Consider the following 24316-nt stretch of genomic DNA (forward strand, 5'->3'; position numbering starts at 1 on the left):
ACCTAGAGAAATTTTTACTTCTCACTTAACAACATTAATGCAAAAACTTAAATTTTTTTTAAATTAATTAGTAAATTATTCTATTAGGTTGTATTAGTATTCCAGATTAACATAATAAGTCTAATCTTCTAAATTTTTGGTGTAATATTTTTTAATGTTCTATGAGATCTAAATTTGAATATCTTTCATTTAAAAATTGCCTTTCTTGGCATGGGTCTGATGGGTACGCGCATGGCCAAGCGCTTGCTGGATGCGGGTTTTCAAGTTTCAGTCTGGAATCGCACACCTGCTGCTTGCGCGCCATTACTACAAGCGGGTGCCAATGCATTTTCATTTGATCAAGCCAGCACAGTAGACCTCATCATGCTGTGTCTGGCCGATGATCAGGCAGTGCAGAGCGTTGTCCAGCAGTTGCTACCCAACTTGCGCAGTGGTCAGGTGATTATTGATTTTTCCAGTTTATCGGTTGAAATGACGGTACAACTGGCCAGTCAGGCTGCCAGTAAAAAGGTGGCATGGATTGATGCGCCGGTGTCTGGTGGCGTTATGGGTGCTGAAACGGGCACACTGGTGATTTTTGCTGGCGGCGACCAGCGACAGGTAGATACCATGCAACCGGTATTTTCTCCGCTGTCGCAGCGCGTGACTTATATGGGCGGTACTGGCACGGGTCAGGCCACCAAAATTTGTAACCAGTTAATTGTTGCCGCCAGCAGTATCTTAATTAGTGAAGCCGTGGAGTTGGCCAGACGCGCCGGGGTAGATACCACCTTACTGGCGCCAGCGCTGGCCGGGGGTTTTGCCGACTCCAAACCCTTGCAGATCTTAGCCCCACGCATGGCAACGCAGTCATTTACACCGGTACAATGGAAAGTACAAACGCTCGCCAAGGATTTAAATAATGCGCTGCATCTGGCGCGGTATCATCAGTTAAGCATTCCGGTGGCTACCACGGCACTTTCCCGGCTTGAAAAACACCAGCAAGACGGGCATAGTGATGATGATTTATCCAGTATCATTTTGCTGCACACCATGTCACGTTAGTTCGTATACAGGTTCCTGAACAGGTTTTAGTCCATGCTGCATTTTTCTGCCAATTTATCGCTGCTGTTTACCGAAGTGCCCCTCATCGAGCGGTTTGCACTGGCCAAGCAGTATGGGTTTGATGCAGTAGAAATCCAGTTTCCCTATGAACTTGCCATTGATGATCTTAACCAGCAGTTGCAACAGCATCAGCAGCAACTGGTACTCATCAATGTGCCTGCAGGCGACCTGATGCAGGGCGGTGACGGACTGGCCTGCGTACCGGGCCGTGAGCATGAATTCCGGCAGGCGGTATTTCAGGCCATCCGTTATGCCACGGCGCTCAATGTCCCTTGTGTGAATATTCTGGCCGGTCGCCAGTCGGTACATGCCGATTTGCTGCCCTGCCTTGAAACCATGGCCAAAAACCTGCGTTTTGCCTGTGCCGAGATGAGCAAGGCAGGTATTACGCCGGTATTTGAGATTATTAATGGCATTGATATGCCGCGCTTTTTAATCCAAACCGTGGCACAGGCACAGGAAATGCTGGAAGCTGTCAACCACCCTGCCCTGAAAATACAGTTTGATTGCTACCATCTGGCCATGATGCATGAGCCCATCCTGCAAAGCCTACAGGAAAACCTGTACCATATTGGGCATATCCAGTTTGCGGATTATCCCAACCGTCATGAGCCTGGTACGGGTGAAATCAACTTTAGTGCCATTTTTGAGTTTATCCAGAACTCCAGTTATTTTGGCTATACCGGAGCTGAATACCGGCCATCCGGCATCACCATCGACAGCCTGCACTGGTATAAACCCTTTGTACAGTAAGGGCTAAGGGCAACTTTCATTAAACTGGATCAAGCCTGTTTTACCTAAAAAAATCTAAAAACTTAACAACCAAAAATGTGAATCACAATATGGCTCAAATCAAGATTTATGCCTTGGCAACTACCATTAGCCAGCATCGGCAAACGCTATCAGCAGCGATTCATAGCGCGCTGGTTAGTGCCCTGAACTATCCGGCAGAAAAGAAATTTCAGCGCTTTATGCAGTTAGCGCCGGAAGACTTTATTTTTCCTGATGATCGCAGCCTGCAATACACCATTATTGAAATTTGTATGTTTGAAGGTCGCAGCATTGCCAGCAAAAAAGCTTTTATCCAGCAACTGTTTAGCAATATCCAGCAGCAGTGCGGTATTGCGCCGCAGGATGTAGAAATAACCATTATTGAAACGCCACGGCACCACTGGGGCATTCGCGGGCAATGCGGTGATGAACTCAGCCTGACTTACAAAGTAGAAGTCTAGAGGTTTAAATTCAAACAGCGCACGGCCCGGCTGATTCATTAAGCAATGTTAAGCTACAAAAGTTTGCCACGTCACGCCGCCCAGTACGGTATGCAAGGTCATTTTAAGCTGGTCACCGGACTCCAGCGCTGCCACGCCAGCCGGTGTTCCGGTCATTACCACATCACCGGCTTCCAGCGTAAACACCCGACTGATATCCACCAGCAACGCCACCACGCCAAACAGCATGTCAGCCGTATTGCCCTGCTGGCGCACGTCATCATTAACGCTCAGTTCAAAGGTGGTTTTGCCAAGGTCACACAGCATATCGGGTGCCAGCCACTGGCCCAGCACGCAGGCCCCATCAAATGCCTTGGCACGTTCCCACGGCTGGCCTTTATTTTTAAGCTGGTTTTGCAGGTCGCGCAGGGTTAAGTCCAAACCCAAGGTAACGCCAGCAATGGCAGCCTGTGCCTGCTCGGCTGTTGCATTTTTCAGGCGCTGGCCAATGCGGATGGACAATTCACACTCAAAGTGGCATTCACCCAGTTCCCTGTTCCATGCAATGCCTTGCTCCAGTCCAATCACACTGCTGGGCGGCTTTAAAAACAGCACCGGGGTTTCCGGCACATCATTGCCCAGTTCACGGGCATGCTCGGCATAGTTACGGCCCACACAAACAATCTTGCTGGGTAGTTGGAAATTTGACTGGCTATTTGAATGAGCGGTTGATTGGGTGTTGAGCGGATTCATCACAGTGTCCTGCGGCTTTAAACTGTGTCAGTGTAATCGGCTATGCGTGACATGGATAGCCATGCGGCCCAAAAATTCATATTTAGAAAAACATCAGTCCCAGCATTAGGGCCACCAGCAGTAAAACCAGTATGCCCACTGTTAGGCTATGGCGGCTTTTGCTGGCAGTAATGCCTACGGGCGTAACTAGTGCAGACTGTGGATGCTGTTGTTCATAGGCTTCTATCAGCTCCTTGCTTTCTTTTAAACCCAAGCCGGTTTGCTTGCGCACCATCTTGATGGCTTCAATCCTGCGGCCACGGCTTAGGGCAGCAATGGCTGATGCTGGTAGTTGGGGGCCATTGCCTGATTGACGGTTACCGGATTGAAGTGTTGTCATATGCTGTACTCCCTGACTGTTTTAATAAAATTTGTTCAAATAAAGCCGTAGCATCTACCTGTTCTACACTACGGCACGGCACCATACACATCATGCCCAGCTCAAACACCAATACATAGCTGAACGTACCTTTACGCAGGCTCTTCACCTCATGCAAATTAAAACTTTGCCTGTCCTGCCTGATTTCCGGCCCATGATACAATGTAACCTTGCTGGCATACACATCAATACCCTGCATTACGCTGCCCACCTGATGCTTATGATACTGGCGCTTAAATAACCATGGCATTACGCCATAGTGCAGTGTTGCCTGTGACAAAAAGAAAAATGCACCGAGAATAACAAAATAGCGGCCCTTATCCTCAAAGCCCAGCCAGAACCCCCATGCCATAATTAATACGCAGGCGAGCGCCATCACAAAACGGGCATAGCCCTTGCGCTGCCGGGTTGCCAGGCGAAACCCTTCTTGCGCTTCTGGCAGGCTTAGGGTGTAACGCAATGAAATAAGCGGTTTTTCTGTTGCATGCATAAACTTCATGCCCTGTATTGAACAAGCAAAATCCTAACCAAGCCCTAACCATCAAAACAGATGCTGGCAAGCCCTAATAAACTGATAATAAAGCAAATAACTGGCTTAACCATGCCAATCGTTTTTGACATCCTAAAGGAACAGTCTTAATGCAGCCTTAATGTAAAATGACATCATCCACCTTGTCGGTTTTGTGATGCTCGCCAAAACGGTCAACAATGGTGGCGCTAGCCTCATTCAGGCCAATTACGTCAACCACACTGCCCTGCTTGCGCAACTTGAACACCACTTTGTCCAATGCCGCCACCGCCGTCACATCCCAAAAATGTGCCTGTTGTACATCAATGATGATACAGGGCAGGTTTTCATTAAAATCAAACGACTGGACAAACGAATGGCTGGAGGCAAAAAATACCTGACCCGTAACGGTATAGGTGCGGCACTCGTTAGAGGCATCCAGCTGGCTATGGACCGCCATAAAATGACCAATCTTGTTGGCAAAAAACACCGAAGCCAGCAGTACACCAGAAAAAACACCCAGTGCCAGATTATGGGTTGCCACCACCACGGCCACAGTTACCAGCATGACAATATTACTGGACAGTGGATACTGGCGGATGCGGGCAATAGACTGCCAGTTAAAGGTACTAATGGACACCATGACCATCACAGCCACCAGTGCCGCCATGGGAATAATCTTAATCCAGTCACTCAAAAACACCACCATGACCAGCAGCAGCAAACCCGCCAGAAAAGTGGACAAGCGTGTGCGTCCGCCGGATTTAACGTTAATCACCGACTGGCCAATCATGGCACAACCCGCCATGCCACCCAGCAGGCCGGTGGCAATATTGGCAACGCCCTGCCCTTTGCATTCACGGTTTTTATCACTGCTGGTATCGGTCATGTCGTCCACGATGGTTGCGGTCATGAGCGATTCCAGCAGCCCTACGGCTGCCAGTCCCACTGAATAGGGCAAGATAATAAGCAGGGTGTCCAGATTCAACGGCACCTGTGGCCATAAAAAGACCGGCAAGGTGTTGGGTAAGTCGCCCATGTCACCGACCGTACTCACCTGCCAGCCCATCAGCACGCTAAACGCGGTAATAGCCAGAATGCACAGCAATGGTGACGGAATAATACGGCCAATTTTAGGCACATAGGGAAATAGGTAAATAATGGCTAAACCCGCAGCAGTGAGGGCATAGACATGCCACGTCACATTGACCAGATGCGGCAACTGCGCCATAAAAATCAGGATGGCCAGCGCATTAACAAAACCCACAATCACCGAGCGTGATACAAAGCGCATCAGTGAACCCAGCTTTAAAAACCCGGCAATAATTTGAATTACGCCCGTGAGCAGGGTTGCAGCCAGCAAGTATTGCAGGCCATGTTCTTTCACCAGTGTGACCATCAGCAGTGCCATGGCGCCGGTTGCTGCTGAAATCATGGCAAGACGTCCGCCAAAAAATGCAATCACCACGGCCATTGAAAACGAGGCATATAAGCCAATTTTGGGATCAACCCCGGCAATAATGGAAAAAGCAATGGCTTCTGGAATCAGCGCCAGTGCCACCACCATGCCCGATAACACATCGGCACGTACATTGGAAAACCATTGCTGGTGAATGGAAGCAAGCATATTAAAAACTCGGCAGGGATTGGCTTACACATTGGTTAGACCTTGGCAATAAGGGCTGGTAGCCCAAGCATGCAATGACTGGCATCAGGCCTGAGCAGCAGCGATCGTCAATGGGGCTGAAGCTATTGCGACCAAAAACCCGACAAGGCAAAGAAGGCTTGGTTCAGGCGCTGAACAAACCGTAAACCACTTTTATTTTTTATCAGTCAGGATGGTACAGTAAACAGAAATGAACAGCCGCTTTGTAGTGCAATTCTTTCAAAGCAGGTCTTACCAACAAATGTGAACGGATTCTAGCATAATTCTGCCGTTTTTCTGCACGATATTGCTCTAGAATAACAGTCCATGAATCACGTCGATTAGGATATCACATGAAGAATACGATAAAAAAAGCCTCACCAATGATTGGTCTGGGCCTATTGGTGAGTAGCGCTGCCCTAATGTATGCCACTACCAGCCACGCTGCCATAATCAACTGGCAGGACAATGTGCCTTCGGCCACCAAACCATTTGCCGGTAATGCAGCGCAACTTGCCCGGCTGGTGGACAACGACATCATGGTGTATAGCCATCCCTCCCAGTCGCTAAACCTTGCCAGCAAAAAAGGCACCCTGCACTATAACAATGTACGCTTTAGCTCGGCTGCTATTATTGTGCCTGCCAAGCCGGAACAGGTTAAACAGTTACTGTCCCAGTATTCAGGCTATGCCGGGCTGTTTCCAACCCTGACCAAAGCCACCTTGCTGGAACAATCGGGGAATATTACCCAGATGAAATACCGTATTCATGTGCCTGTACCCATTCCGGTACTCAGCTTTAATGAAGATGTAGTCATGCAGCATCAGGTCAGTGGCAACAGTATTCAGACCCTGATTGTGGATTCACCGATCCAGTATGGTACGGGCAAGTTTGAGTGGTTCCCGGTAGATAGCAACCACACGCTGGTTACGCTCACCCAGTGGGGCGATCTGGATAAGCCCAAGGGTTTTCTGGTCAGTACCATTTTAAAAGCCATTCCAGAAATCAAGCAGGGTATTCCGCAAAGTGTAGATACCTTTGTGCTGGAAACCCTCAAGCGCAAGTTTTCCCCAGATGGCAAATTGCCAACGCAAGGGCCGCGCCAGCTTCCCTACAAAAAACTGCAACAGGATGAAATCCAGCTGGTACAGCAACTCAATGCCCGCTCTGGCAATCCGGTGATGTTTATTCACCGCCCGGTCAACATGCCCTATAGCAACCGGGCAGAATCACTGCAATTTGTTAGCACCTATGCCACGCTAAAAGCGCCAGCGGCACGCAGTACGCAGGTTTTGGGTTCACCTGCCAACTTTAAGAATATGTTCCGTCAGGTTAGCAAAGTACAAGTTAAACCACTCAGCAAACAAGCTTCTGAAGCAGAAGTCATGGTTAAAGTTGGCCTTGGTGTGATTGCCATTCCGTTCAGAATCAACCTGCGCTATTACAACGAACCACAAAACAAGCTGTACTATCAGGCCAATGGCGGTGATATTGAATACATGCAGGGACAAATGCAGTTTAGCCCGCTTTCCAATCAGCAGACATTCTTGAGTATGACCAGCGCCGGCAAAATTGGTGATAACGCGCCATTTTTATTAAAAATTGGCAAATCACTGCCTTATTCAGACCTGTTGCCAACCGTGGGTGGCGCACCAGTATTTATTTATAAAGCCAATCAGTATCTCAGCAACAGCAAGAATTCCTGACAGGAGCAAATGATGCGTGCTCATTTTCCATTGGGTAGTCTGGTGATCATTGTGGGTAGCAGCCTGCTTGCTGGCTGTTCCCTGACACCTCGCCAGACTGACCATGGTATACCTGAGCCTGCTGGCTATCCTGCCAATGCCAAAAATTTATCTAACAATCAATCAACTGCCAATCCTAAATCTATAAACCCAGCATTACAGCAGACACAGCCCCAGCAGCTCAGCCAGACCATTTTGCAACTGTTACAGCAAAAAAACATGCCATCACTGGCCAGTTTCGTTCATCCACAGCAGGGCATCCGCTTTAGTCCTTATGTGCATGTCAGTGTTCAAGACTTACGCTTTTTGCCATCACAGCTGGCTCAACTCTCTACCGATCAGACCATTTATCACTGGGGAACTTTTGATGGCTCAGGTGAACCGATTCAATTAACCTTTAACGGCTATTGGCAAAAATTTATCTTTAGCCATGACTATACCAGCTCCAGAACCCAGCAAATTGTTAATCAGCCCACACAACGCGGCAATAGCCTAAATACTATCAAGCCGTTTTATCCCGGCAGCATGATGGTGGAATATCATCGCCCTGCAACAACTGGCCAGCCGCTGGACTGGAGCAGCCTGATTCTGGTATTCCAGCCTTATCAGGGTCGCTGGTATCTGGTGGGCATTGTGCATGACCAGTGGACCATTTAAAGCAGCCTGATTTTTACAAACAGGCTTTTGAGAAATAATATTGCCCTAGAGATTTACCACCCGTTTTGGCTGTAGCTGTCGCTCATCATTAACCACACCCAAGCCCAGAAAACGCGCATGCGCAAACACCAGTGCTTCACCCGCTGGCATACTGTCAATCATCACCGCTTGTCCACGACAAAAATAAAAATCTTCGCCATGATCCAGCTGCACCCGTGGAAAATCACGAATCGACTCATACACCGGCAGCAATAAATCATCCCGTTGCTGTTCGGTCAGGCTTTCCAGATACTCAATGCTGATGCCGTTACGATCTGGGCCTTCATCCAGCGTAAAATGCCCGGTTTGGGTACGATGCAGGGTTTTAACATACGCACCGGAACCCAGCGCCTTGCCAATATCCTCAGCCAGCGTACGAATATAAGTGCCCTTGCTACAACGGACTTGCAGGCTGATGGTATCTTCAGTAAAGCCCAGTAATTCAAGCTGATAAATTGTCACAGGACGCGCGGGCCGCTCAATTTCAATGCCGGCACGCGCCAGCTCATACAAGGGTCTGCCATCTTTTTTTAAGGCTGAATACATGGGCGGCACCTGCATAATATCGCCACGCAAACCCGATAGCGCCTGCTCAATCAAGGCATTTGACAAGGCAGGAATAGCAAACTGTTCAACAATTTCCCCTTCTGCATCTGCCGTTGTGGTGGTTGCACCCAGTTGAATGGTGGTCTGATAGGTTTTGTCGGCGTCCAGCAGGTAATGGGAAAACTTGGTAGCCTCGCCCAGACAAATTGGTAGCAAGCCGGTAGCCAGTGGATCAAGTGCCCCTGTGTGCCCGCCTTTTTGCGCCCTGAAAATCCAGCGGACTTTTTGCAATGCCGCATTGGAACTAATGCCCAGCGGTTTGTTGAGTAAAATAATACCGTTAACCGGACGGCGCTGGATTTTTTGGCGAGGCTGATTCATGGACAATACAATTTTTAGGCAAATATCAGTGTGCATTCTAGCAAAGTCAGCTTAAGGATGCAGAGTTGCTATCCATGCATTTTTAGGACTTAATTTTTTGGTTAATTAATGCACAGCCATTATTAGAAAATTTTAAATTTTTCCCTTGAAAATTTGCTAGCAAAACCTATTTTATTTTTAGAAATGAGAATCTCATTTCGACATCAGGATGCTGCTTAGCGGGTCTTGATGGCTTATCGAAGAACAGTGTTAACCTTACTTTGCTGATGAATTCAGGAGGTTTTTGTCATGACTACTTTAAGCCTAAATCCTTTATTTCGCCGTAGCATTGGCTTTGATCGACTTAACGATTTGTTTGAATATGCCATGCAAAGCGAAGCACCCAACTATCCGCCCTACAACATTGAAAAACATGGCGAGAATGAATACCGCATTGTGGTAGCTACAGCGGGCTTTAGCCAGAATGAACTGGATATTAATCTGGACAACAGTGTGCTGACTATTTCTGGCAAGCCAATGAGCAAAACGCAGGATAATGAGGTTGCTTTCCTGCATAAGGGTATTGCCCAGCGCTCCTTCAAGCTGTCGCTACGACTGGATGAGTACATTGAGGTGCAACAGGCTGCTTACGAAGATGGATTGCTCAAGGTGGATTTACGCCGGGTGATTCCCGAAGAAAAGCTACCACGCACAATTGCCATTCAGGGCAGCACTGGTAGACAGCAAACGCTGGAACATGCCCAGCCTGCTTCTGGCACTGATTCTGGCGACCAATAATTAGTCATCCATTAGATGCAAAAAAGCCACGGTTATCCGTGGCTTTTTTGTTGGTGAGCATGCTGTAACAACCCATGCAGCACAGCAGACTTACTTGTCAGTATGATCTGATCCAGTATTGGTTTGTGCAGTGCTGTCTTGTCCAGTACCTTCTGATTCATCATCATTTACTGGCTGACCCTGAACTGGGGTGTCATGTACAGCCTTGGCAATCAGATCCATCATGTAATTCCCATGCGCGGTTACGTTGTCATAATGAAAACGCAGGCGCGGGGTAATCCGGGTCTTGATTCGACGGCCCAGTTCCTGACGCAGAAAGCCAGCAGCACCATTCAGGACGTCAAGCGTATCCTTATGGGCCTGTGCATTCTGGTCATTGTTGAGCTCACGCCCCATTACCGTTACATACACATCGGCATAACCCATATCCGGACTTACCTTAATGCCAGAAATGGTCACCAGACCACCCAAGCGGGGGTCTTTTAACTCTGAGCGGATCAGGTCAGACAGCTCGCGCTGTACCTGATCACCCATGCGTTTCAGTCGTTGGCTACCCGCCATTAAAGACTCCGTGCAATTTGTTGAACGTCGTACACTTCAATCTTGTCCAGTTCCTGAATGTCGTTGTAGCCTTTTACAGCCAGACCACATTCAATCCCTGCACGCACGTCGTTCACATCATCTTTATGACGACGCAGTGATTCCAGTTCACCCTGGAATACCACCACGTCATTACGCAGTACGCGGATTGGCTTATTGCGATAGATCGTTCCTTCCATCACCATACAGCCTGCTGCTGCACCAAACTTGCTGGAACGGAATACCTGACGAACCTGCGCTACGCCCAGAATAGTTTCACGATGTTCCGGCGCCAGCTTGCCACTCATGGCTGCTTTCACGTCGTCGATCATTTCGTAAATTACGCTGTAATAACGTAAATCTACACCATCCTGATCACACTTGATGCGCGCTGCACCATCGGCACGTACGTTAAAGCCCAGTAACACAGCATCAGACGATTCAGCCAGTGCCACATCAGACTCGGTAATTGCACCAACGCCAGAGCTAATAATGCGAACATGCACATCATCAATAGACAGGTCATTCAAGGCTGCACTAATGGCTTCCAGTGTACCGCGCACATCGGTTTTCAATACCAAATTGACGGTTGGGACATCTTTCTTGCCCATAGACGCCATGATATTTTCCAGACGCATGGCGCTGGCACGCTCAAGGCGCTTATGACGCTCACGGTCACCACGGAAATCAGCCACTTCACGGGCTTTTTTCTCGTCACTGACCACCAGCACTTCATCACCGGCATTGGGTGCTTCTGGCAGACCCAGAATTTCCACTGGAATTGATGGGCCAGCAGATTTAATCGGCTTACCATTTTCATCATTCATGGCACGTACACGACCATAAGATGCACCGGCCAAGACCAGATCACCTACATTCAGCGTACCTTTTTGTACCAGAATACTGGTAACAGCTCCACGACCCTTGTCTACACGGGCTTCAATCACTACGCCCTGCGCTGCACCCTCATCAGATGCGGTCAGTTCCAGCAATTCAGCCTGAATGGAAATCAGGTCCAGCAATTCATCAATACCTTGTCCACTATGGGCAGATACCAATGCTACCGGTACATCACCACCCCATTTTTCAGGCACGATCTGCTTGGCAGTCAGTTCGTTCAGGACGCGATCCGGATCGGCACTTTCCTTGTCCATCTTGTTGATAGCAACAATGATTGGCGTTCCGGCGGCACGGGCATGGTCAATGGCTTCAGCCGTTTGTGGCATTACGCCATCATCGGCTGCAACCACCAGCACCACAATATCGGTTGCCTTGGCACCACGTGCACGCATGGCAGTAAATGCCGCATGGCCCGGTGTATCAAGGAAAGTAATAATACCTTTATCAGTTTCTACATGATAAGCCCCAATGTGCTGGGTAATCCCGCCTGCTTCACCAGCCGCCACTTTGGAGCGACGGATGTAATCCAGCAGGGAAGTTTTACCATGGTCAACGTGACCCATAATGGTGACTACTGGTGGACGGGTCTTTTCAGCACCACGATCCTTTTTAGCAGCTTCCATCAGGTTGTCTTCCATGGCGGTATCACTAACCAGCACAGGATTATGGCCCATTTCCTCAACCACCAGCGCCGCAGTAGACTGATCAATGGCCTGGTTCTGGGTGACCATCTCACCCATTTTCATCAGGGTTTTGATAACTTCCCGCACTTTGAGTGCCATTTTTTGTGCTAAATCGGCAACCACAATGGTTTCACCAATTTGCACATCATAAATCTGCTTTTCAACCGGCTTTTCAAAACCATGTTTATTGGACTGGCTGGTTTTCAAGCCGCGCTTGTTGGGCTGGAAGCTTTGCTCTTCCTGACCACGGCTCTTGCCACGGGTTTTACTACTGCGCGTATTTGCTGTAGCACCACCGCGCTTGATTTCACGGTTTTCCTTGTCAAAGGATTCTTCATAAGCACGGCCAACAAGACCTGCCGCCAATGGCGTATTGTCTTCTACTACCTTAATGCTAATGTCATCACTGGCATATTTGGTCGCCATCTGACGCATTTGTTCCAGCGTACGCTTTTGCGCTTCTTCAGCCGCTGCACGACGTGCCGCTTCTTCCGTAGCTTTTAGGCGTGCTTCTTCCACTTCACGTGCTTTTTTCTCTTCCGGCGTTTCTGACTTGCCACGAACCTCAGGTTTACGTGGCTCGGCCTTACGACCTTCAGGCTTGGCAGGTGCTTTAGCAGGACTAGCAACAATGGCATCACCATTGCGCTTTCTGACCACCACTTCGGTTTTGGCACTGCCACCGGATTTGGCTTCTGGCTGGTGCGCTGCGCGCATGGCATCCAGTGTGGCCTTTTGACGGGCATCAGCTTCTACACGCGACTGGCTTTGAGCATTTTCGCGTGCAACCATGTCCGCACGCGCCTTGTCAGCGGCTTCAGACTTGGCTTTGGCTTCGGCTGCCAGCGCTGCTGGGTCAGGCTTTACAAACGTATGTTTTTTGCGCACTTCAACATTAATGGTTTTTGCCTTGCCACTGGTACTGGCAACCTTGGCCGTACTGGTGGTTTTGCGCTTTAATGTAATGTTGCTATTGGCCGGCGCCTGACCATGGGAACGTTTTAAATAAGCGACCAGCTGTTCTTGCTCTGATTCAGAAATAATGGCGTCTGCATTGCGGCCTGGCAAGCCCGCTTCTGTCAATTGCTCAAGCAGCTTCTCGACTGGACGCCCCACATTTTTTGCCAATTCTTTTACGGTTTTGTCCGTCATAATGCTCTACCCCTAATTAAACCATGATTCACGGGCTTTCATAATTAAATGACCAGCCCTTTGGGGATCCAGGCCTTCTATATCGGCAATATCATCTATTGCCTGATCGGCCAAATCATCTACTGTGACCACCCCACGTGCAGCCAGCGCAAATGCCAGCTCGCGGGTCATGCCTTCCATATTCAGCAGCTCTTCGCTTGGATCCTGAATGCTTTCCTGTTGCAACAGGGCATCAGCGATGGCTACTTCCTTGGCACGGCTTTGTAAAAGCTGTACCGTATCTTCATCAAGTTCGATCTCGTCAAACGTTTCTGCAGGCACATAAGCCACTTCATCAATGGAAGTAAAGCCCATGTCCACCAGTGCATTTGCCAAGTCTTCATCCAGTTCCAGACGCTGTACAAACATGTCAATGTACTGCTGTGCTTCTGAAGCCTGACGCTCGCGATATTCATCTTCCAGCATCATGTCCAGCTTGTAGCCAGTCAATTCAGAGGCAAGACGTACATTCTGGCCCTGTGAACCAATGGCACGCGCCAACTGGTCACTGGTTGCAAAAATAATGTCAGCACTTCTGGCATCCTCATCCAGCACAATACTGGACACATCCGCAGGCTCAAGTGCGCTGGCAATGTACTGCGCCGGATCATCCGACCACACCACCACATCAATACGCTCGCCATTTAGTTCCTGCTGTACTGCCTGAATACGCGTGCCGCGCATCCCAATACAAGCACCCACCGGATCAATACGATGGTCATTGGTTTTTACGGCAATCTTGGCACGTACACCCGGCTGACGCGCTGCAGTCTTGATTTCAATAATTTCTTCACTAATCTCGGGCACTTCCTTGCGCATTAACGCAATTAGCATTTCCGGACGTGAACGCGATAACAAGAGCTGGGCGCCACGGCCTTCGCGGTTTACATTATACAAAATAGCATTGATGCGCTGTTTGGGGCGCAGCAATTCCTTAGGCAACATTTCCTCACGGGCCAGATAACCCTCAGCATTGTCACCCAGATCAATAATAAAGCCGTCTTTGGTCTGCTTTTTCACTTCACCGTAAATCAGCTCGCCAACACGGGATGCATACTGGTCAGCAACCATTGCCCGCTCGGCTTCACGGATTTTCTGTACAATAACCTGCTTGGCAATCTGCGCAGCAATACGGCCAAAGTCGATGGACTGAACCTGTTGTTCACGGATATCGCCCAGTTGCCACTCATTGGGGTCCAGGTCGCTAATCGCATCCTGACACGCTGGCATTTCATGGTCTTCATCCGCCACCACTTCCCACTGACGGAAAGTTTCGTAGTCTCCGGTTTTACGGTCAATGGCAACACGCAACTGTGCTTCTTCGTCCACTGTGCCTTCATAAAATTTCTTTTTGGTTGCCGCAACCAGCGCCTGTTCCAGCGCCTGGAAAATTGCTTCGCGGGGTACACCTTTTTCATTACTAACCGTTTCAACAACGGTAAGAATTTCGCGACTCATGATGTCACCTTTTAATCAATTAAACCTGTTATAAATCAGTTCGCTTTTGCTCATCCTAAAGGCGGCTTACTTCACTCACATGAATTGCGGATGATTAATCCTCATAAACCAGATTGGCTTTATCAATATTATCGCCATCAATAGTTAAACGCTGATCTTCTAATTCCACCACAATATCCTGATCCGTCACCTCAAGCAGCGTGGCGGTCATCTTGCGGCGGTTTGCAACAGCACCAATTAAGCGCAGCGCAATTTTCTGCCCGGTATAAGGCTGCATTTGTAACAGGCTGAAAAACGGACGATCCCAGCCAGGAGAGGATACTTCCAAGGCATATTCCCCAGAAATGGGATCATGCACATCCAATACCCCACTGACCTGATGGGTAACCTGAACACAGTCCTGAACACCAATGCCACGACCAACGTCATCATCAGCTTCTTCTTCAACAGCAGAAGCTAAATCATCCGTTGATTCAGTGGACACCACAGCCTGTTCAGCCGCAATAGTGTCGTCCTGATTTTCAGGCTTATCAATATAAATACGTAACAGCGAGCGTTTGCCTTGCGGCAGAAATTCAATGCCCCACAGCTCAACACCACAGGCTGCCACAGCAGGCGCAATCAAATCATACAAGGCTTGAGTTTTTGCAGAAAACTTCATTTATCTTCTTTAAAACAGGTAGGTTAGAAACTTGATGGGTCATCAGAAGTCGATGCAAGCGTACATGCGCCACACCTGATTTTAGGAAATTTTCAGGCCGCGGCAGCAATTGATGTTTTCGCTTATCCATCACCGTTGGGCTACATGACAAATAAAAAATGGGCGACATCGCCCACTTTATCAATACCTATAAACCTGATTGTTTATTGCCCAAACATATTTATGGTACTGAACAAAAAGGCCCACCATGTGAGCCCTTTTTAAATATGGTAGCGGGAGCTGGATTTGAACCAACGACCTTCGGGTTATGAGCCCGACGAGCTACCAGACTGCTCCATCCCGCATCAACAGGCAGGTATTATATACCAGCCTTCGCTTTTGTCAATGGTTAATTTTAAGAAACCACCAACAGCGCACTACTTGCTATTCACCATATATTAATATAAATCAAATAAATACATGGTACGAGGGAAGAGACTCGAACTCTCACGCCGTTAGGCACTACCACCTCAAGGTAGCGTGTCTACCAATTCCACCACCCCCGCAGCAAGGCAGCCATTCTATGCGACCTCAAAATAAAAAGGAAGCCTAATTTGCCGGGGTTTGCGAGCCTGTCGTATTGATTGACGAACTTTCAACCACTGGTTTGGCTGAATCCGTGGGTAATGTTGGGGCTGGTAAAGTTTGGCTACCCGGCAGTTCATACAGCTTAGACACATTATGTTTTGCAAAAATGGCCAGTGTTACGCTGGTAATAAAGAAAATTGCAACCAGCACCGCTGTGGCGCGAGTTAAAAAATTGGCACCGCCAGAAGCACCAAATACCGTAGCTGCACCACCCCCACCAAATGATGCCCCTGCTTCTGCACCTTTACCCTGCTGAATCAGGATCAGGCCAATCATGCCAAGGGCAACCAGAATATGAACCACCAATACAAGCGTTTCCACTACGTTCTCCTACCCGGCCTTGCAGTTGTGGCTAAAAGCCTGGGCAATTTTAATAAATGAACCTGCATCCAGTGATGCGCCACCGACCAGTGCACCATTTATGTTAGCACAGGCGGCCAAAGATGCAGCATTATCAGGTTTTACACTGCCGCCGTAAAGTATCGGTACATCAACAAGCGATGGATGATATTTTTTTAAGCCGGTACGGATCGCAGCATGCATGCTTTCTGCATCGTCCGGACTGGCTGTTTTACCGGTACCAATTGCCCACACCGGTTCATAAGCAATAATCAGATGTTGCTGCCAGTCCTGCAGGGAAACACTGTCAAACACCTCAGCAATTTGCTGCAAAACGACCTGTTCGGCCTGTCCGGCTTCACGCTCACTTAGCGTCTCACCAATACAGAAAACAATATCCAGACCTGCCTTAACCGCCGCTTGCAGTTTTTCCCGTAAAACAACTGCCCCTTCTGCATACAGGCTGCGACGCTCGGAATGACCAATCAGTGTTATAGTAATCCCGGCACTGGCCAGTAACTGCGCTGAAACATCACCAGTATAAGCCCCTGTGCCTGCAAAGCGGGAAACATCCTGCGCCACCACCTGCACCGGGCTTTTTGCCTGCTGAAGTTGCTGTTGAACCATTAAAAGATGCAAAAAGGTAGGCGCAACAGCCAGATTAAGGGTTGTCGCCCCCATATCAGAAGCCGGATCATGAATAATCTGGTCGATTAATTGTTGGGTTAGTTGTTGTTGTGCCATTGGGGTTTCCGGATTCATTTTCCAGTTTCCAATCACCCAGGGCTTTGGCTTGCTGCTCGGCATAGACAAGATTAATCCAATTTAGTAAAACTACGCGCATTCTAACTTAAAACTATAGACTATTTTAATGATGCCAAAATTAATATCCTTAAATCCTGCGTTTAAACTTCATGTGTGTGCAGTTATAACCAGCTGTACAGCATCAATGAGAAGTTCCAGTTTTTTAACCCTGTTAACCGCTGTATTTACAAGGCTTGTTTATTTTACGCTGGCTTTTGCCCTGCTATTTTCAACCAGCCTGATGGCTGAAACAGTGCAACGCTGGCAAGATAGTGCAGGCCAGTGGCATTTTGGCGATCATGCAGCAGCCAAGGGACACAACAGTAAGCCAGTGTTAGTCACTACCCCTATTTCCATTATTAAAAATGACCAGCCGACTGACCTCAAGACAGCAGACCCAAAAGGGAAAAAATCCAGAAAAACAATCAAAAAACGGGCAACAAGCTCAACGACCACGACTCAGAGCAATCATTGTGACCAGTTACGCCAGCAGCTGTATGACCAGACCACCTCTAATCGTAAATCCAAGGGCAAAAAGGCAGAATACTTTAAGACACTCACCGCACGTTATGAACATGAATGTATTGCTGGACAATATTATGGCAACTCATAACAGCAATTAAATTTTTATAACACGTCCTATTCAGGGTTAAAATACTAGAATCTGGTCATCAGATTTGATGAATTGAAATTTAAGAGTCAAGACCGCATATGTTATCTAAAGACACGTCAACCCAGACACTAGTGCCAGCAGGGATTTACCGGCATTACAAAGGTCAGCGCTATCAAGTGCTATACTGTGCCCGACATAGTGAAACCGAAGAATGGCAAGTGGTATATCGCTGTTTATATGGCGAATTTTCGCTGTGGGTAAGACCATTAGCCATGTTTATTGAATCAGTAAGCCTTGAAAATGGGCTGGCTGTACCGCGCTTTGCTCTGGAAATTGCTACCGAGTTCACAAGTCCGGATTTAAACAGGCTTTAACAGTCGATTGTACTGATTGAGTGCCTGAGTTATAGTGTTTAATTATCAGGGATGGTCAACGTATCATATATGACAGCATATCTGTTGAGGTGGGATGTTCATGGCTGCTGAACAAACAGCGACGATATCATTTGGTGGTCTGGCGCGACGTCTGGTTAATGATGGCGTTGTCACTCCTATCAATATGCAGCGGGCGATTAGTGAGTCACAACGTGACAAAACCACACTGGTTACCACATTAGTTAGCAATATTGGCGTTTCTGCCAGTCAGATTGCCAACATTATTGCTCAGGAATTTGGTGACCCGCTGTTTGACCTTGATGCGCTGGATAATGACGCCATTCCACGTGATATTGTCGAAGAAAAAATTATTCGCCAGTTTGCTGCGCTACCGATCTTCAAGCGTGGCAATCGTCTGTCGGTTGCCATGAGCGACCCTACCCGTGTTGAAGCGATTGACGCCATTCGTTTTAATAGCAAACTAATGGTAGATACTGTTGTTGTTGAAGAAGACAAGCTTCAACGCATGATTGAAAAGCTCTATGCCGGTGCCAGTAATTTTGCCAACTTTGGCGATGATGGCATGGATTTTGACCTTGAAACTGACTCGGTTGGCAGTCAGAGTAGTAAAGATGACGATGATGGACCTGTTGTCGATGAAGCACCCATTGTCAAGTTTGTGAATAAATTGCTGATTGATGCCATTCGTATGGGCGCATCCGATTTACATTTTGAACCTTATGAAAAAACCTACCGGGTACGCTACCGGGTTGACGGTGTAATGCGCGAAGTTGCCAAGCCGCCAGTACAAATTGCCACACGGCTCGCAGCACGTTTAAAAGTCATGTCACAAATGGACATTTCTGAAAAACGGGTTCCGCAAGATGGCCGCATCAAGCTTAAAATCTCCAAGACCAAAGCCATTGATTTTCGTGTAAATTCACTGCCTACTCTCTTTGGCGAGAAACTGGTACTGCGTATTCTGGATCCTTCAAGTGCCATGCTGGGGATTGATGCCCTAGGCTATGAGCCTGAGCAGAAAGCCCTGTTCATGGATGCACTGGATAAACCACAGGGCATGTTGTTGATTACAGGCCCGACAGGTTCAGGTAAAACGGTATCGCTGTATACCGGTCTTAATATCCTCAATACCGTTGAAAATAATATTTCAACAGCAGAAGATCCGGTAGAAATTAACCTTGAAGGGATTAATCAGGTGAACGTTAATCCCAAAGTGGGCTTAACCTTTGCCAGCGCGCTCAAGTCATTTTTACGTCAGGATCCGGATATCATCATGGTAGGTGAGATCCGGGACCTCGAAACAGCAGAAATTGCCATTAAAGCCGCGCAAACTGGCCACATGGTACTGTCAACCCTGCACACCAATAGTGCCCCTGAAACCTTGACCCGCCTGCGCAATATGGGTGTTCCATCATTTAATATTGCAACGTCAGTCAATCTGGTTATTGCCCAGCGCCTTGCACGTCGCCTTTGTAATAGCTGCAAAAAACCGGTTGATATCCCACCCCAGAGCCTTAAGGAAATGGGCTTTACAGATGAGGATGTTGCCACAGGTTTTACCGTATACCAGCCTATGGGCTGTAGCGAATGCCGTGATGGCTATAAGGGGCGTGTAGGGATTTATGAAGTGATGAAAGTAACTTCGGAAATTGCCCGCATTATTATGGAAGATGGAAATGCCATTGAAATTGCTGACGCCTCGCATCGAGCGGGTTTTGCCAACTTGCGTCGCTCAGGTTTGAGAAAAGTTATGCAAGGCATGACCAGTTTGCAAGAAATTAACCGGGTAACCAGCGAATAAAATCAATAGGGACGATAATAATCATGGCAACCAAAAAAGCTGAACTTACACCCAATTTTGTTTATGAAGGCGTAGACCGGCGTGGGCAAAAGGTTAAAGGTGAAATACCTAGCAAAAACATGGCGTTGGCTAAAGTTACCTTGCGTAAGCAAGGAATTACAGTTGCTAAAATTTACCAAAAGAAAAAAGATCTTTTAGCTTTTTTAAGCAAAAAGAAAGTTAAAACGCTGGATATCACTATTTTTACTCGCCAATTAGCGACCATGATGAAAGCAGGTGTTCCTTTAGTGCAATCTTTTGAGATTGTTGCAGAAGGGCTGGAAAATCCAGCCATGCGTGAAGTAGTCCTCGGTATTAAAGCTGAAGTGGAAGGTGGTAATAGCTTTGCTGGTGCATTACGTAAATATCCGCAATATTTTGATGATTTATTTTGTTCGCTGGTGGGTTCAGGCGAGCAGTCCGGTGCACTGGAAACCATGCTGGATCGAGTTGCTATTTATAAGGAAAAAAGTGAACTATTAAAACAAAAAATTAAAAAAGCTATGAAATATCCAATGACGGTTATTGTTGTAGCTTTGATTGTCACTATTATTTTGATGGTGAAAGTAGTTCCAGTTTTTAAAGATTTGTTTAGTTCTTTTGGTGCCGACTTACCAGCATTTACCCAAATGGTGGTCAATATGTCTAACTGGATGCAATCCTACTGGTACATTTTAATTGCTGTCATTGGTATGACAATTGGTGCCTTTATCGAAGCAAAAAAACGCAGTAAAGCGTTTCGTGACTTTCTGGACCGAGCGGCATTAAAAGCACCGATTTTTGGTGATCTGGTGTATAAAGCCATTATTGCCCGTTATAGTCGTACCCTAGCAACCACCTTTGCTGCTGGTGTACCTCTAATTGATGCCCTGGAATCAACAGCCGGTGCTACCAATAATGTGATTTATTATGATGCGGTGATGCGTATTCGTGAAGATGTATCCACAGGTCAGCAATTACAGTTTGCCATGCGTAGTACTGACCGCTTTCCATCCATGGCCGTACAAATGGTGGCAATTGGTGAAGAATCCGGTGCTTTGGATGCCATGCTGGAAAAGGTAGCCACCCATTTTGAAAATGAAGTGGATAATGCCGTAGATGGCTTAACCAGTATGATGGAACCATTGATTATGGCCATTCTGGGTGTGCTGGTAGGTGGTTTGGTGGTTGCCATGTACTTGCCAATTTTCCAGATGGGTTCGGTGGTTTAATGCAGGATTTTCTACAACTGTTATCCACAATGCCCTGGTTATTAATTACCGTCATTGCAATTTTGGGTGTATGCGTTGGCAGCTTTTTAAATGTGGTCATTTATCGCATGCCAAAAATGATGGAACAGGAGTGGCGCTATGAATGCGCCATGCTATTAAATGATGGTTTAGGCAGTAATACACCTAGTGAATCACCTGTTCTGACATTAAGTAAACCTGCTTCAGCCTGTCCCCATTGCCAGCATAAAATCCGCTGGTACGAAAATATACCCCTGCTAAGCTGGCTAATATTACGCGGTAGGTGTTCAAGCTGTGGACATCAAATTAGTATTCGCTATCCCCTGGTTGAATTGCTAACCATGCTCGCATCTATTGCAGTGGTACTGGTTTTTGGGCCTAGCCTGAAAATGCTGGTAGCGCTGGTTTTAACCTGGGTTCTTATTGCACTAACCGGAATTGATTTTGATACCCAGCTGTTACCAGATAGCCTGACTTTACCTCTGGCAGGCTTAGGACTGCTAGTTAATACCCAAAGTCTGTTTGTTTCCCCTACCCAGTCTATCTGGGGCTACGTGATTGGTTTCATGTCGCTCTGGCTGGTTTATATTATTTTTAAACTGGTCACTGGTAAGGAAGGCATGGGCTATGGGGATTTTAAGCTATTGGCCGCTTTAGGCGCATGGTTAGGGCCACTGATGTTGCCACTGATTATTCTCCTATCCTCGTTGGTAGGGGCAATTATTGGAATTATTTTACTTAAAATACGCAAGGAAAATCAGCCATTTGCTTTTGGGCCTTATCTGGCAATTGCAGGGTGGATTGCATTAATCTGGGGCAACCAGTTAATGACCATATATCTGGGCAATGGTTAAAAATCTCATAAGAAAAAAATAGGGCTTTCATCCATCATGAGTTTGATTATTGGTTTGACAGGCGGCATTGGTAGTGGCAAGACGGCGGCCAGTGACTGGTTTGCCCAACAAGGCATTACTGTTATAGATGCTGATGTGGTAGCCCGCGAGATTGTTGAACCCGGCAAACCAGCGCTTACTGAAATTCAGCAAACCTTTGGTAATTGGGTAATACAGCAGGATGGCACTCTGGATCGTGCGGCCTTACGGCAGTATATTTTTAATCATCCTGAGGCACGTGCTACGCTAGAGGGGATTACCCATCCCCGCATTCGTCAACAGATTATCTCGCAACTCAATAATGCAACCTCCCCCTATCGTATGCTGGTATCACCCTTGTTGATTGAAAGCAGGCAGCATGAACTGGTAGACCGGGTCTTGTTAGTTGACGTTCCTGAACATTTGCAATTATCACGTGCTAGCCTGCGTGATAGCCAGACAGCTGAGGCTATTGCCAAAATTATGCAGGTACAAATGCCACGCTTGCAACGTCAAACCCATGCCAACGATATTGTGGTCAATGATGGTGATCTGGTCCATTTGTACAGCCAGTTGATGCCTTTACATCAAAAGTATCTGCAATTGGCTCAGGCCAATAAATAAGCACTAACTTACTCGAAGCAGCCGCCACGGTTGTAACGCGCCAATCCCCATGCCCAGCAGGCCAGCGCCAATTGCAAGATTTAAGGGTTCATTTAACAAAGGCACGGCAGCCAGTGCTGCCAGAAATGGAGCGAGCGCCAGCAGGCTACCGGTTTTAAAGGCTCCCAGCCGCTCTACTGCACCAATATAGGTAAGCATGGCAATAATCACCACAAATACCCCATGAAACACGCCCTGCTCCAGCATCACCAGATGGCTAGCCTGTGCCAGTTTCTTGGGTAAAAATAGTGCATAAACCGGCAGGTAAAAAATTGCTGTCCATATAGCAACACCGGCCATTGCCTGCCACGGTGGTAACATCCAGCGCTTTAAAAAAACGGTATAGACACCCCATAGCGCTGCACCCAGCACAAAAAACGCATCACCGATTGATAGGTAAAATTGTCCTTCATACTGCATGACTGCCATCATGCCGCCAAGCCCGGCAGCCATAAAGAGCAAGCTTATCCAGGTGTCCTTGCCAAAAGGCTCCTTAAGCACAACCCAGGCACTCATCGCCGTTGCCAGCGGCAGAAAACCATTAAGCCAGATTGCTGCATGGGCAGCGGGGGCATAGCTAAAACCTGAATAAACCGCACAGGAATAACCCACACCCCCTAAAAGTGCCAGCCATAGAATGCGTTTATCCAGTAAAAATTTCAGCTCACGGCGCCATAACTGAATAGGCATTAGCACCACAAAAGCCGTAGCAAACCGTAGGGCAGTAATGTCCCATGCCGTTAAGTCCTGCTTGGCCCCTAGCCTTGACATCAGGGTGAAGCTGCCCCAGATCAGCATGGTAATCAATAATAATACATAGCCTTTTTTAACATCAGTTGATGCAATCCGGCTCATGGTTATTTTTCCTGTCCACGCTGCCGACAGGCCTCGTATAACACCATGCCCGTTGCAACACTGACATTCAGGCTTTGTAATTGACCAGACATGGGAATATAAGCCATCTGATCGCATTGGGCTTGGGTCAGGCGACGTAATCCGGTATCTTCAGCACCCATTACCACTGCAACAGCACCACTAAAATTACACTGGTCAACCGGCTTGGCCTGCTCATCCAGCAATGTTCCAATCACCTGCACGCCTTGCTCACGAATGCTGGCCAAGGTACGGGCCAGATTGGTGACCTGAATAAAGGCAATTTTTTCGGCCCCACCTGCGGCTACCTTGCGTGCAACTGGTGTAAGCCCGGCCGCACGATCTTTTGGTACTATCACCGCATGTACACCCATGGCAGCCGCAGTACGGATACAGGCACCCAGATTATGTGGATCGGTAATCTGGTCAAGTACCAGCAAAAAAGCCTGAGCTTCATGCTCAATCAACTGTTCAAGGTCTTGTTCATTCAGGCTAGGCGCAGCACGTACAGCCGCCACAATACCCTGATGCTGTGGCGAACCAGCCAGTTTGGCCAGCGTATCGCGACTCGCTCGCTGGACACTGATGCCATGCGGTGCAGCCTGCGTTAACAGTTGCGTCAGGCGGCTATCTTCGCGGCCCTGCAAAATAAACAGACTTAAAATGCTTTCCGGCTGGGTTTGCAATAAAGCTTCCACACTATGCAAGCCAAAGTGATATTCAGGTTTAGCCATAATTGTTCAGCGCACATGAGAACGGAGGGTACGTTCTTGAATTAAAAGGGATTAAAGTTGAAACGACTAGA

The 24316-nt window shown here is 47.7% G+C and carries 25 protein-coding genes and 2 tRNA genes; 12 read left to right on the forward strand and 15 right to left on the reverse strand.

Annotated features, from left to right (window positions below; genetic code table 11):
* The first annotated feature begins 174 nt into the window (after nucleotides 1–174).
* The 3 genes from BKE30_RS06645 to BKE30_RS06655 all read left to right on the forward strand — a co-directional run bounded on the left by BKE30_RS06645 (nucleotide 175) and on the right by BKE30_RS06655 (nucleotide 2336).
* Nucleotides 175–1044: an NAD(P)-dependent oxidoreductase gene (locus BKE30_RS06645; protein ID WP_076877825.1), complete on the forward strand. Its 870-nt coding sequence runs from the start codon at nucleotides 175–177 to the stop codon at nucleotides 1042–1044.
* A gap of 33 nt (nucleotides 1045–1077) precedes the next feature.
* Nucleotides 1078–1857 carry a hydroxypyruvate isomerase family protein gene (locus BKE30_RS06650; protein ID WP_076877826.1) on the forward strand — a complete coding sequence of 260 codons (780 nt, stop codon included), beginning with the start codon at nucleotides 1078–1080 and terminating at the stop codon, nucleotides 1855–1857.
* A gap of 89 nt (nucleotides 1858–1946) precedes the next feature.
* Nucleotides 1947–2336, forward strand: a complete 390-nt coding sequence (locus BKE30_RS06655) for a tautomerase family protein (RefSeq protein WP_076877827.1) — start codon at nucleotides 1947–1949, stop codon at nucleotides 2334–2336.
* A gap of 48 nt (nucleotides 2337–2384) precedes the next feature.
* On the opposite strand, the gene BKE30_RS06660 is transcribed toward BKE30_RS06655, so the two are convergent.
* The 4 genes from BKE30_RS06660 to BKE30_RS06675 all read right to left on the reverse strand — a co-directional run bounded on the left by BKE30_RS06660 (nucleotide 2385) and on the right by BKE30_RS06675 (nucleotide 5621).
* Complete coding sequence (locus BKE30_RS06660) at nucleotides 2385–3068, reverse strand: fumarylacetoacetate hydrolase family protein (RefSeq protein WP_076877828.1); 684 nt, start codon at nucleotides 3066–3068, stop codon at nucleotides 2385–2387.
* Nucleotides 3069–3150: 82 nt separating this feature from the next.
* Nucleotides 3151–3447: a ribosomal protein L7/L12 gene (locus BKE30_RS06665; RefSeq protein ID WP_076877829.1), complete on the reverse strand. Its 297-nt coding sequence runs from the start codon at nucleotides 3445–3447 to the stop codon at nucleotides 3151–3153.
* Nucleotides 3425–3976, reverse strand: a complete 552-nt coding sequence (locus BKE30_RS06670; RefSeq protein ID WP_143253670.1) for a hypothetical protein — start codon at nucleotides 3974–3976, stop codon at nucleotides 3425–3427. Before BKE30_RS06670 ends, BKE30_RS06665 begins: the two co-directional genes overlap by 23 nt.
* A 157-nt stretch (nucleotides 3977–4133) precedes the next feature.
* The gene (locus BKE30_RS06675; protein ID WP_076877831.1) at nucleotides 4134–5621 is read right to left on the reverse strand and encodes a SulP family inorganic anion transporter; all 1488 of its coding nucleotides are present in this window, start codon (nucleotides 5619–5621) and stop codon (nucleotides 4134–4136) included.
* A gap of 371 nt (nucleotides 5622–5992) precedes the next feature.
* On the opposite strand from BKE30_RS06675, the gene BKE30_RS06680 reads away from it, so the two are divergent.
* Nucleotides 5993–7345, forward strand: a complete 1353-nt coding sequence (locus BKE30_RS06680) for an SRPBCC family protein (RefSeq protein ID WP_143253671.1) — start codon at nucleotides 5993–5995, stop codon at nucleotides 7343–7345.
* 12 nt (nucleotides 7346–7357) lie between these two features.
* Nucleotides 7358–8041 carry a hypothetical protein gene (locus BKE30_RS06685; protein ID WP_076877833.1) on the forward strand — a complete coding sequence of 228 codons (684 nt, stop codon included), beginning with the start codon at nucleotides 7358–7360 and terminating at the stop codon, nucleotides 8039–8041.
* Nucleotides 8042–8086: 45 nt separating this feature from the next.
* On the opposite strand, the gene truB is transcribed toward BKE30_RS06685, so the two are convergent.
* Nucleotides 8087–9007, reverse strand: coding sequence for a tRNA pseudouridine(55) synthase TruB (gene truB, locus BKE30_RS06690; protein ID WP_076877898.1), 921 nt, complete (start codon nucleotides 9005–9007; stop codon nucleotides 8087–8089).
* A 288-nt stretch (nucleotides 9008–9295) separates the two neighbouring features.
* On the opposite strand from truB, the gene BKE30_RS06695 reads away from it, so the two are divergent.
* Nucleotides 9296–9784: an Hsp20 family protein gene (locus BKE30_RS06695; RefSeq protein WP_076877834.1), complete on the forward strand. Its 489-nt coding sequence runs from the start codon at nucleotides 9296–9298 to the stop codon at nucleotides 9782–9784.
* 90 nt (nucleotides 9785–9874) lie between these two features.
* Here the strand turns inward: BKE30_RS06695 and BKE30_RS06700 are convergent, their stop codons facing one another.
* The 8 genes from BKE30_RS06700 to tpiA all read right to left on the reverse strand — a co-directional run bounded on the left by BKE30_RS06700 (nucleotide 9875) and on the right by tpiA (nucleotide 17029).
* Nucleotides 9875–10345, reverse strand: coding sequence for a ribosome-binding factor A (locus BKE30_RS06700; protein WP_076877835.1), 471 nt, complete (start codon nucleotides 10343–10345; stop codon nucleotides 9875–9877).
* Nucleotides 10345–13098, reverse strand: coding sequence for a translation initiation factor IF-2 (gene infB, locus BKE30_RS06705; RefSeq protein ID WP_076877836.1), 2754 nt, complete (start codon nucleotides 13096–13098; stop codon nucleotides 10345–10347). The genes BKE30_RS06700 and infB overlap by 1 nt, the downstream gene beginning before the upstream one ends.
* A gap of 12 nt (nucleotides 13099–13110) precedes the next feature.
* Nucleotides 13111–14595 carry a transcription termination factor NusA gene (gene nusA / locus BKE30_RS06710; protein ID WP_076877837.1) on the reverse strand — a complete coding sequence of 495 codons (1485 nt, stop codon included), beginning with the start codon at nucleotides 14593–14595 and terminating at the stop codon, nucleotides 13111–13113.
* Nucleotides 14596–14689: 94 nt separating this feature from the next.
* A complete protein-coding gene (rimP, locus tag BKE30_RS06715; RefSeq protein ID WP_076877838.1) occupies nucleotides 14690–15256 on the reverse strand; it encodes a ribosome maturation factor RimP in 567 nt (188 codons plus the stop codon).
* Between the two features lie 267 nt (nucleotides 15257–15523).
* Nucleotides 15524–15600, reverse strand: a tRNA-Met gene (locus tag BKE30_RS06720).
* Between the two features lie 116 nt (nucleotides 15601–15716).
* Nucleotides 15717–15801: transfer RNA gene (locus BKE30_RS06725), tRNA-Leu, on the reverse strand.
* Between the two features lie 43 nt (nucleotides 15802–15844).
* A complete protein-coding gene (secG, locus tag BKE30_RS06730) occupies nucleotides 15845–16204 on the reverse strand; it encodes a preprotein translocase subunit SecG (RefSeq protein ID WP_076877839.1) in 360 nt (119 codons plus the stop codon).
* Between the two features lie 9 nt (nucleotides 16205–16213).
* Nucleotides 16214–17029: a triose-phosphate isomerase gene (gene tpiA, locus BKE30_RS06735; RefSeq protein ID WP_076877840.1), complete on the reverse strand. Its 816-nt coding sequence runs from the start codon at nucleotides 17027–17029 to the stop codon at nucleotides 16214–16216.
* A gap of 142 nt (nucleotides 17030–17171) precedes the next feature.
* On the opposite strand from tpiA, the gene BKE30_RS06740 reads away from it, so the two are divergent.
* The 6 genes from BKE30_RS06740 to coaE all read left to right on the forward strand — a co-directional run bounded on the left by BKE30_RS06740 (nucleotide 17172) and on the right by coaE (nucleotide 22599).
* The gene (locus BKE30_RS06740; protein ID WP_076877841.1) at nucleotides 17172–17639 is read left to right on the forward strand and encodes a DUF4124 domain-containing protein; all 468 of its coding nucleotides are present in this window, start codon (nucleotides 17172–17174) and stop codon (nucleotides 17637–17639) included.
* A gap of 98 nt (nucleotides 17640–17737) precedes the next feature.
* Nucleotides 17738–18013, forward strand: coding sequence for a DUF1653 domain-containing protein (locus BKE30_RS06745; RefSeq protein ID WP_076877842.1), 276 nt, complete (start codon nucleotides 17738–17740; stop codon nucleotides 18011–18013).
* Between the two features lie 100 nt (nucleotides 18014–18113).
* Complete coding sequence (pilB, locus tag BKE30_RS06750) at nucleotides 18114–19835, forward strand: type IV-A pilus assembly ATPase PilB (protein ID WP_076877843.1); 1722 nt, start codon at nucleotides 18114–18116, stop codon at nucleotides 19833–19835.
* Between the two features lie 23 nt (nucleotides 19836–19858).
* Nucleotides 19859–21085 carry a type II secretion system F family protein gene (locus BKE30_RS06755; protein WP_076877844.1) on the forward strand — a complete coding sequence of 409 codons (1227 nt, stop codon included), beginning with the start codon at nucleotides 19859–19861 and terminating at the stop codon, nucleotides 21083–21085.
* Nucleotides 21085–21957 (forward strand): prepilin peptidase, encoded by an 873-nt coding sequence (locus BKE30_RS06760; RefSeq protein ID WP_076877845.1) that lies wholly within the window; start codon nucleotides 21085–21087, stop codon nucleotides 21955–21957. Before BKE30_RS06755 ends, BKE30_RS06760 begins: the two co-directional genes overlap by 1 nt.
* A gap of 36 nt (nucleotides 21958–21993) precedes the next feature.
* The gene (coaE, locus tag BKE30_RS06765; protein ID WP_076877846.1) at nucleotides 21994–22599 is read left to right on the forward strand and encodes a dephospho-CoA kinase; all 606 of its coding nucleotides are present in this window, start codon (nucleotides 21994–21996) and stop codon (nucleotides 22597–22599) included.
* Nucleotides 22600–22602: 3 nt separating this feature from the next.
* Here coaE and BKE30_RS06770 read toward each other — a convergent pair whose 3' ends face one another.
* Together BKE30_RS06770 and rlmB are read right to left on the reverse strand one after the other, a co-directional pair.
* Nucleotides 22603–23493, reverse strand: a complete 891-nt coding sequence (locus tag BKE30_RS06770; RefSeq protein ID WP_076877847.1) for a DMT family transporter — start codon at nucleotides 23491–23493, stop codon at nucleotides 22603–22605.
* A gap of 2 nt (nucleotides 23494–23495) precedes the next feature.
* Nucleotides 23496–24245: a 23S rRNA (guanosine(2251)-2'-O)-methyltransferase RlmB gene (gene rlmB / locus BKE30_RS06775; protein WP_076877848.1), complete on the reverse strand. Its 750-nt coding sequence runs from the start codon at nucleotides 24243–24245 to the stop codon at nucleotides 23496–23498.
* Between the last annotated feature and the right edge of the window lie 71 nt (nucleotides 24246–24316).

Origin of the sequence: Alkanindiges hydrocarboniclasticus (assembly GCF_001982605.1) — a bacterium.
In the GTDB taxonomy this organism is placed as follows: Bacteria; Pseudomonadota; Gammaproteobacteria; order Pseudomonadales; family Moraxellaceae; genus Alkanindiges; species Alkanindiges hydrocarboniclasticus.

Excerpts from the sequence above, each read along its gene's own strand:
- BKE30_RS06740 (WP_076877841.1), top strand. The coding sequence starts at position 17,172 with ATGAGAAGTTCCAGTTTTTTAACCCTGTTAACCGCTGTATTTACAAGG.
- tpiA (WP_076877840.1), bottom strand. The coding sequence starts at position 17,029 with ATGCCGAGCAGCAAGCCAAAGCCCTGGGTGATTGGAAACTGGAAAATG.
- BKE30_RS06770 (WP_076877847.1), bottom strand. The coding sequence starts at position 23,493 with ATGAGCCGGATTGCATCAACTGATGTTAAAAAAGGCTATGTATTATTA.
- nusA (WP_076877837.1), bottom strand. The coding sequence starts at position 14,595 with ATGAGTCGCGAAATTCTTACCGTTGTTGAAACGGTTAGTAATGAAAAA.
- BKE30_RS06745 (WP_076877842.1), top strand. The coding sequence starts at position 17,738 with ATGTTATCTAAAGACACGTCAACCCAGACACTAGTGCCAGCAGGGATT.
- BKE30_RS06700 (WP_076877835.1), bottom strand. The coding sequence starts at position 10,345 with ATGGCGGGTAGCCAACGACTGAAACGCATGGGTGATCAGGTACAGCGC.
- coaE (WP_076877846.1), top strand. The coding sequence starts at position 21,994 with ATGAGTTTGATTATTGGTTTGACAGGCGGCATTGGTAGTGGCAAGACG.
- BKE30_RS06660 (WP_076877828.1), bottom strand. The coding sequence starts at position 3,068 with ATGAATCCGCTCAACACCCAATCAACCGCTCATTCAAATAGCCAGTCA.
- BKE30_RS06680 (WP_143253671.1), top strand. The coding sequence starts at position 5,993 with ATGAAGAATACGATAAAAAAAGCCTCACCAATGATTGGTCTGGGCCTA.
- BKE30_RS06685 (WP_076877833.1), top strand. The coding sequence starts at position 7,358 with ATGCGTGCTCATTTTCCATTGGGTAGTCTGGTGATCATTGTGGGTAGC.
- truB (WP_076877898.1), bottom strand. The coding sequence starts at position 9,007 with ATGAATCAGCCTCGCCAAAAAATCCAGCGCCGTCCGGTTAACGGTATT.
- rimP (WP_076877838.1), bottom strand. The coding sequence starts at position 15,256 with ATGAAGTTTTCTGCAAAAACTCAAGCCTTGTATGATTTGATTGCGCCT.
- infB (WP_076877836.1), bottom strand. The coding sequence starts at position 13,098 with ATGACGGACAAAACCGTAAAAGAATTGGCAAAAAATGTGGGGCGTCCA.
- BKE30_RS06695 (WP_076877834.1), top strand. The coding sequence starts at position 9,296 with ATGACTACTTTAAGCCTAAATCCTTTATTTCGCCGTAGCATTGGCTTT.
- BKE30_RS06665 (WP_076877829.1), bottom strand. The coding sequence starts at position 3,447 with ATGACAACACTTCAATCCGGTAACCGTCAATCAGGCAATGGCCCCCAA.
- BKE30_RS06675 (WP_076877831.1), bottom strand. The coding sequence starts at position 5,621 with ATGCTTGCTTCCATTCACCAGCAATGGTTTTCCAATGTACGTGCCGAT.
- BKE30_RS06760 (WP_076877845.1), top strand. The coding sequence starts at position 21,085 with ATGCAGGATTTTCTACAACTGTTATCCACAATGCCCTGGTTATTAATT.
- BKE30_RS06755 (WP_076877844.1), top strand. The coding sequence starts at position 19,859 with ATGGCAACCAAAAAAGCTGAACTTACACCCAATTTTGTTTATGAAGGC.
- BKE30_RS06655 (WP_076877827.1), top strand. The coding sequence starts at position 1,947 with ATGGCTCAAATCAAGATTTATGCCTTGGCAACTACCATTAGCCAGCAT.
- BKE30_RS06670 (WP_143253670.1), bottom strand. The coding sequence starts at position 3,976 with ATGCATGCAACAGAAAAACCGCTTATTTCATTGCGTTACACCCTAAGC.
- pilB (WP_076877843.1), top strand. The coding sequence starts at position 18,114 with ATGGCTGCTGAACAAACAGCGACGATATCATTTGGTGGTCTGGCGCGA.
- BKE30_RS06650 (WP_076877826.1), top strand. The coding sequence starts at position 1,078 with ATGCTGCATTTTTCTGCCAATTTATCGCTGCTGTTTACCGAAGTGCCC.
- rlmB (WP_076877848.1), bottom strand. The coding sequence starts at position 24,245 with ATGGCTAAACCTGAATATCACTTTGGCTTGCATAGTGTGGAAGCTTTA.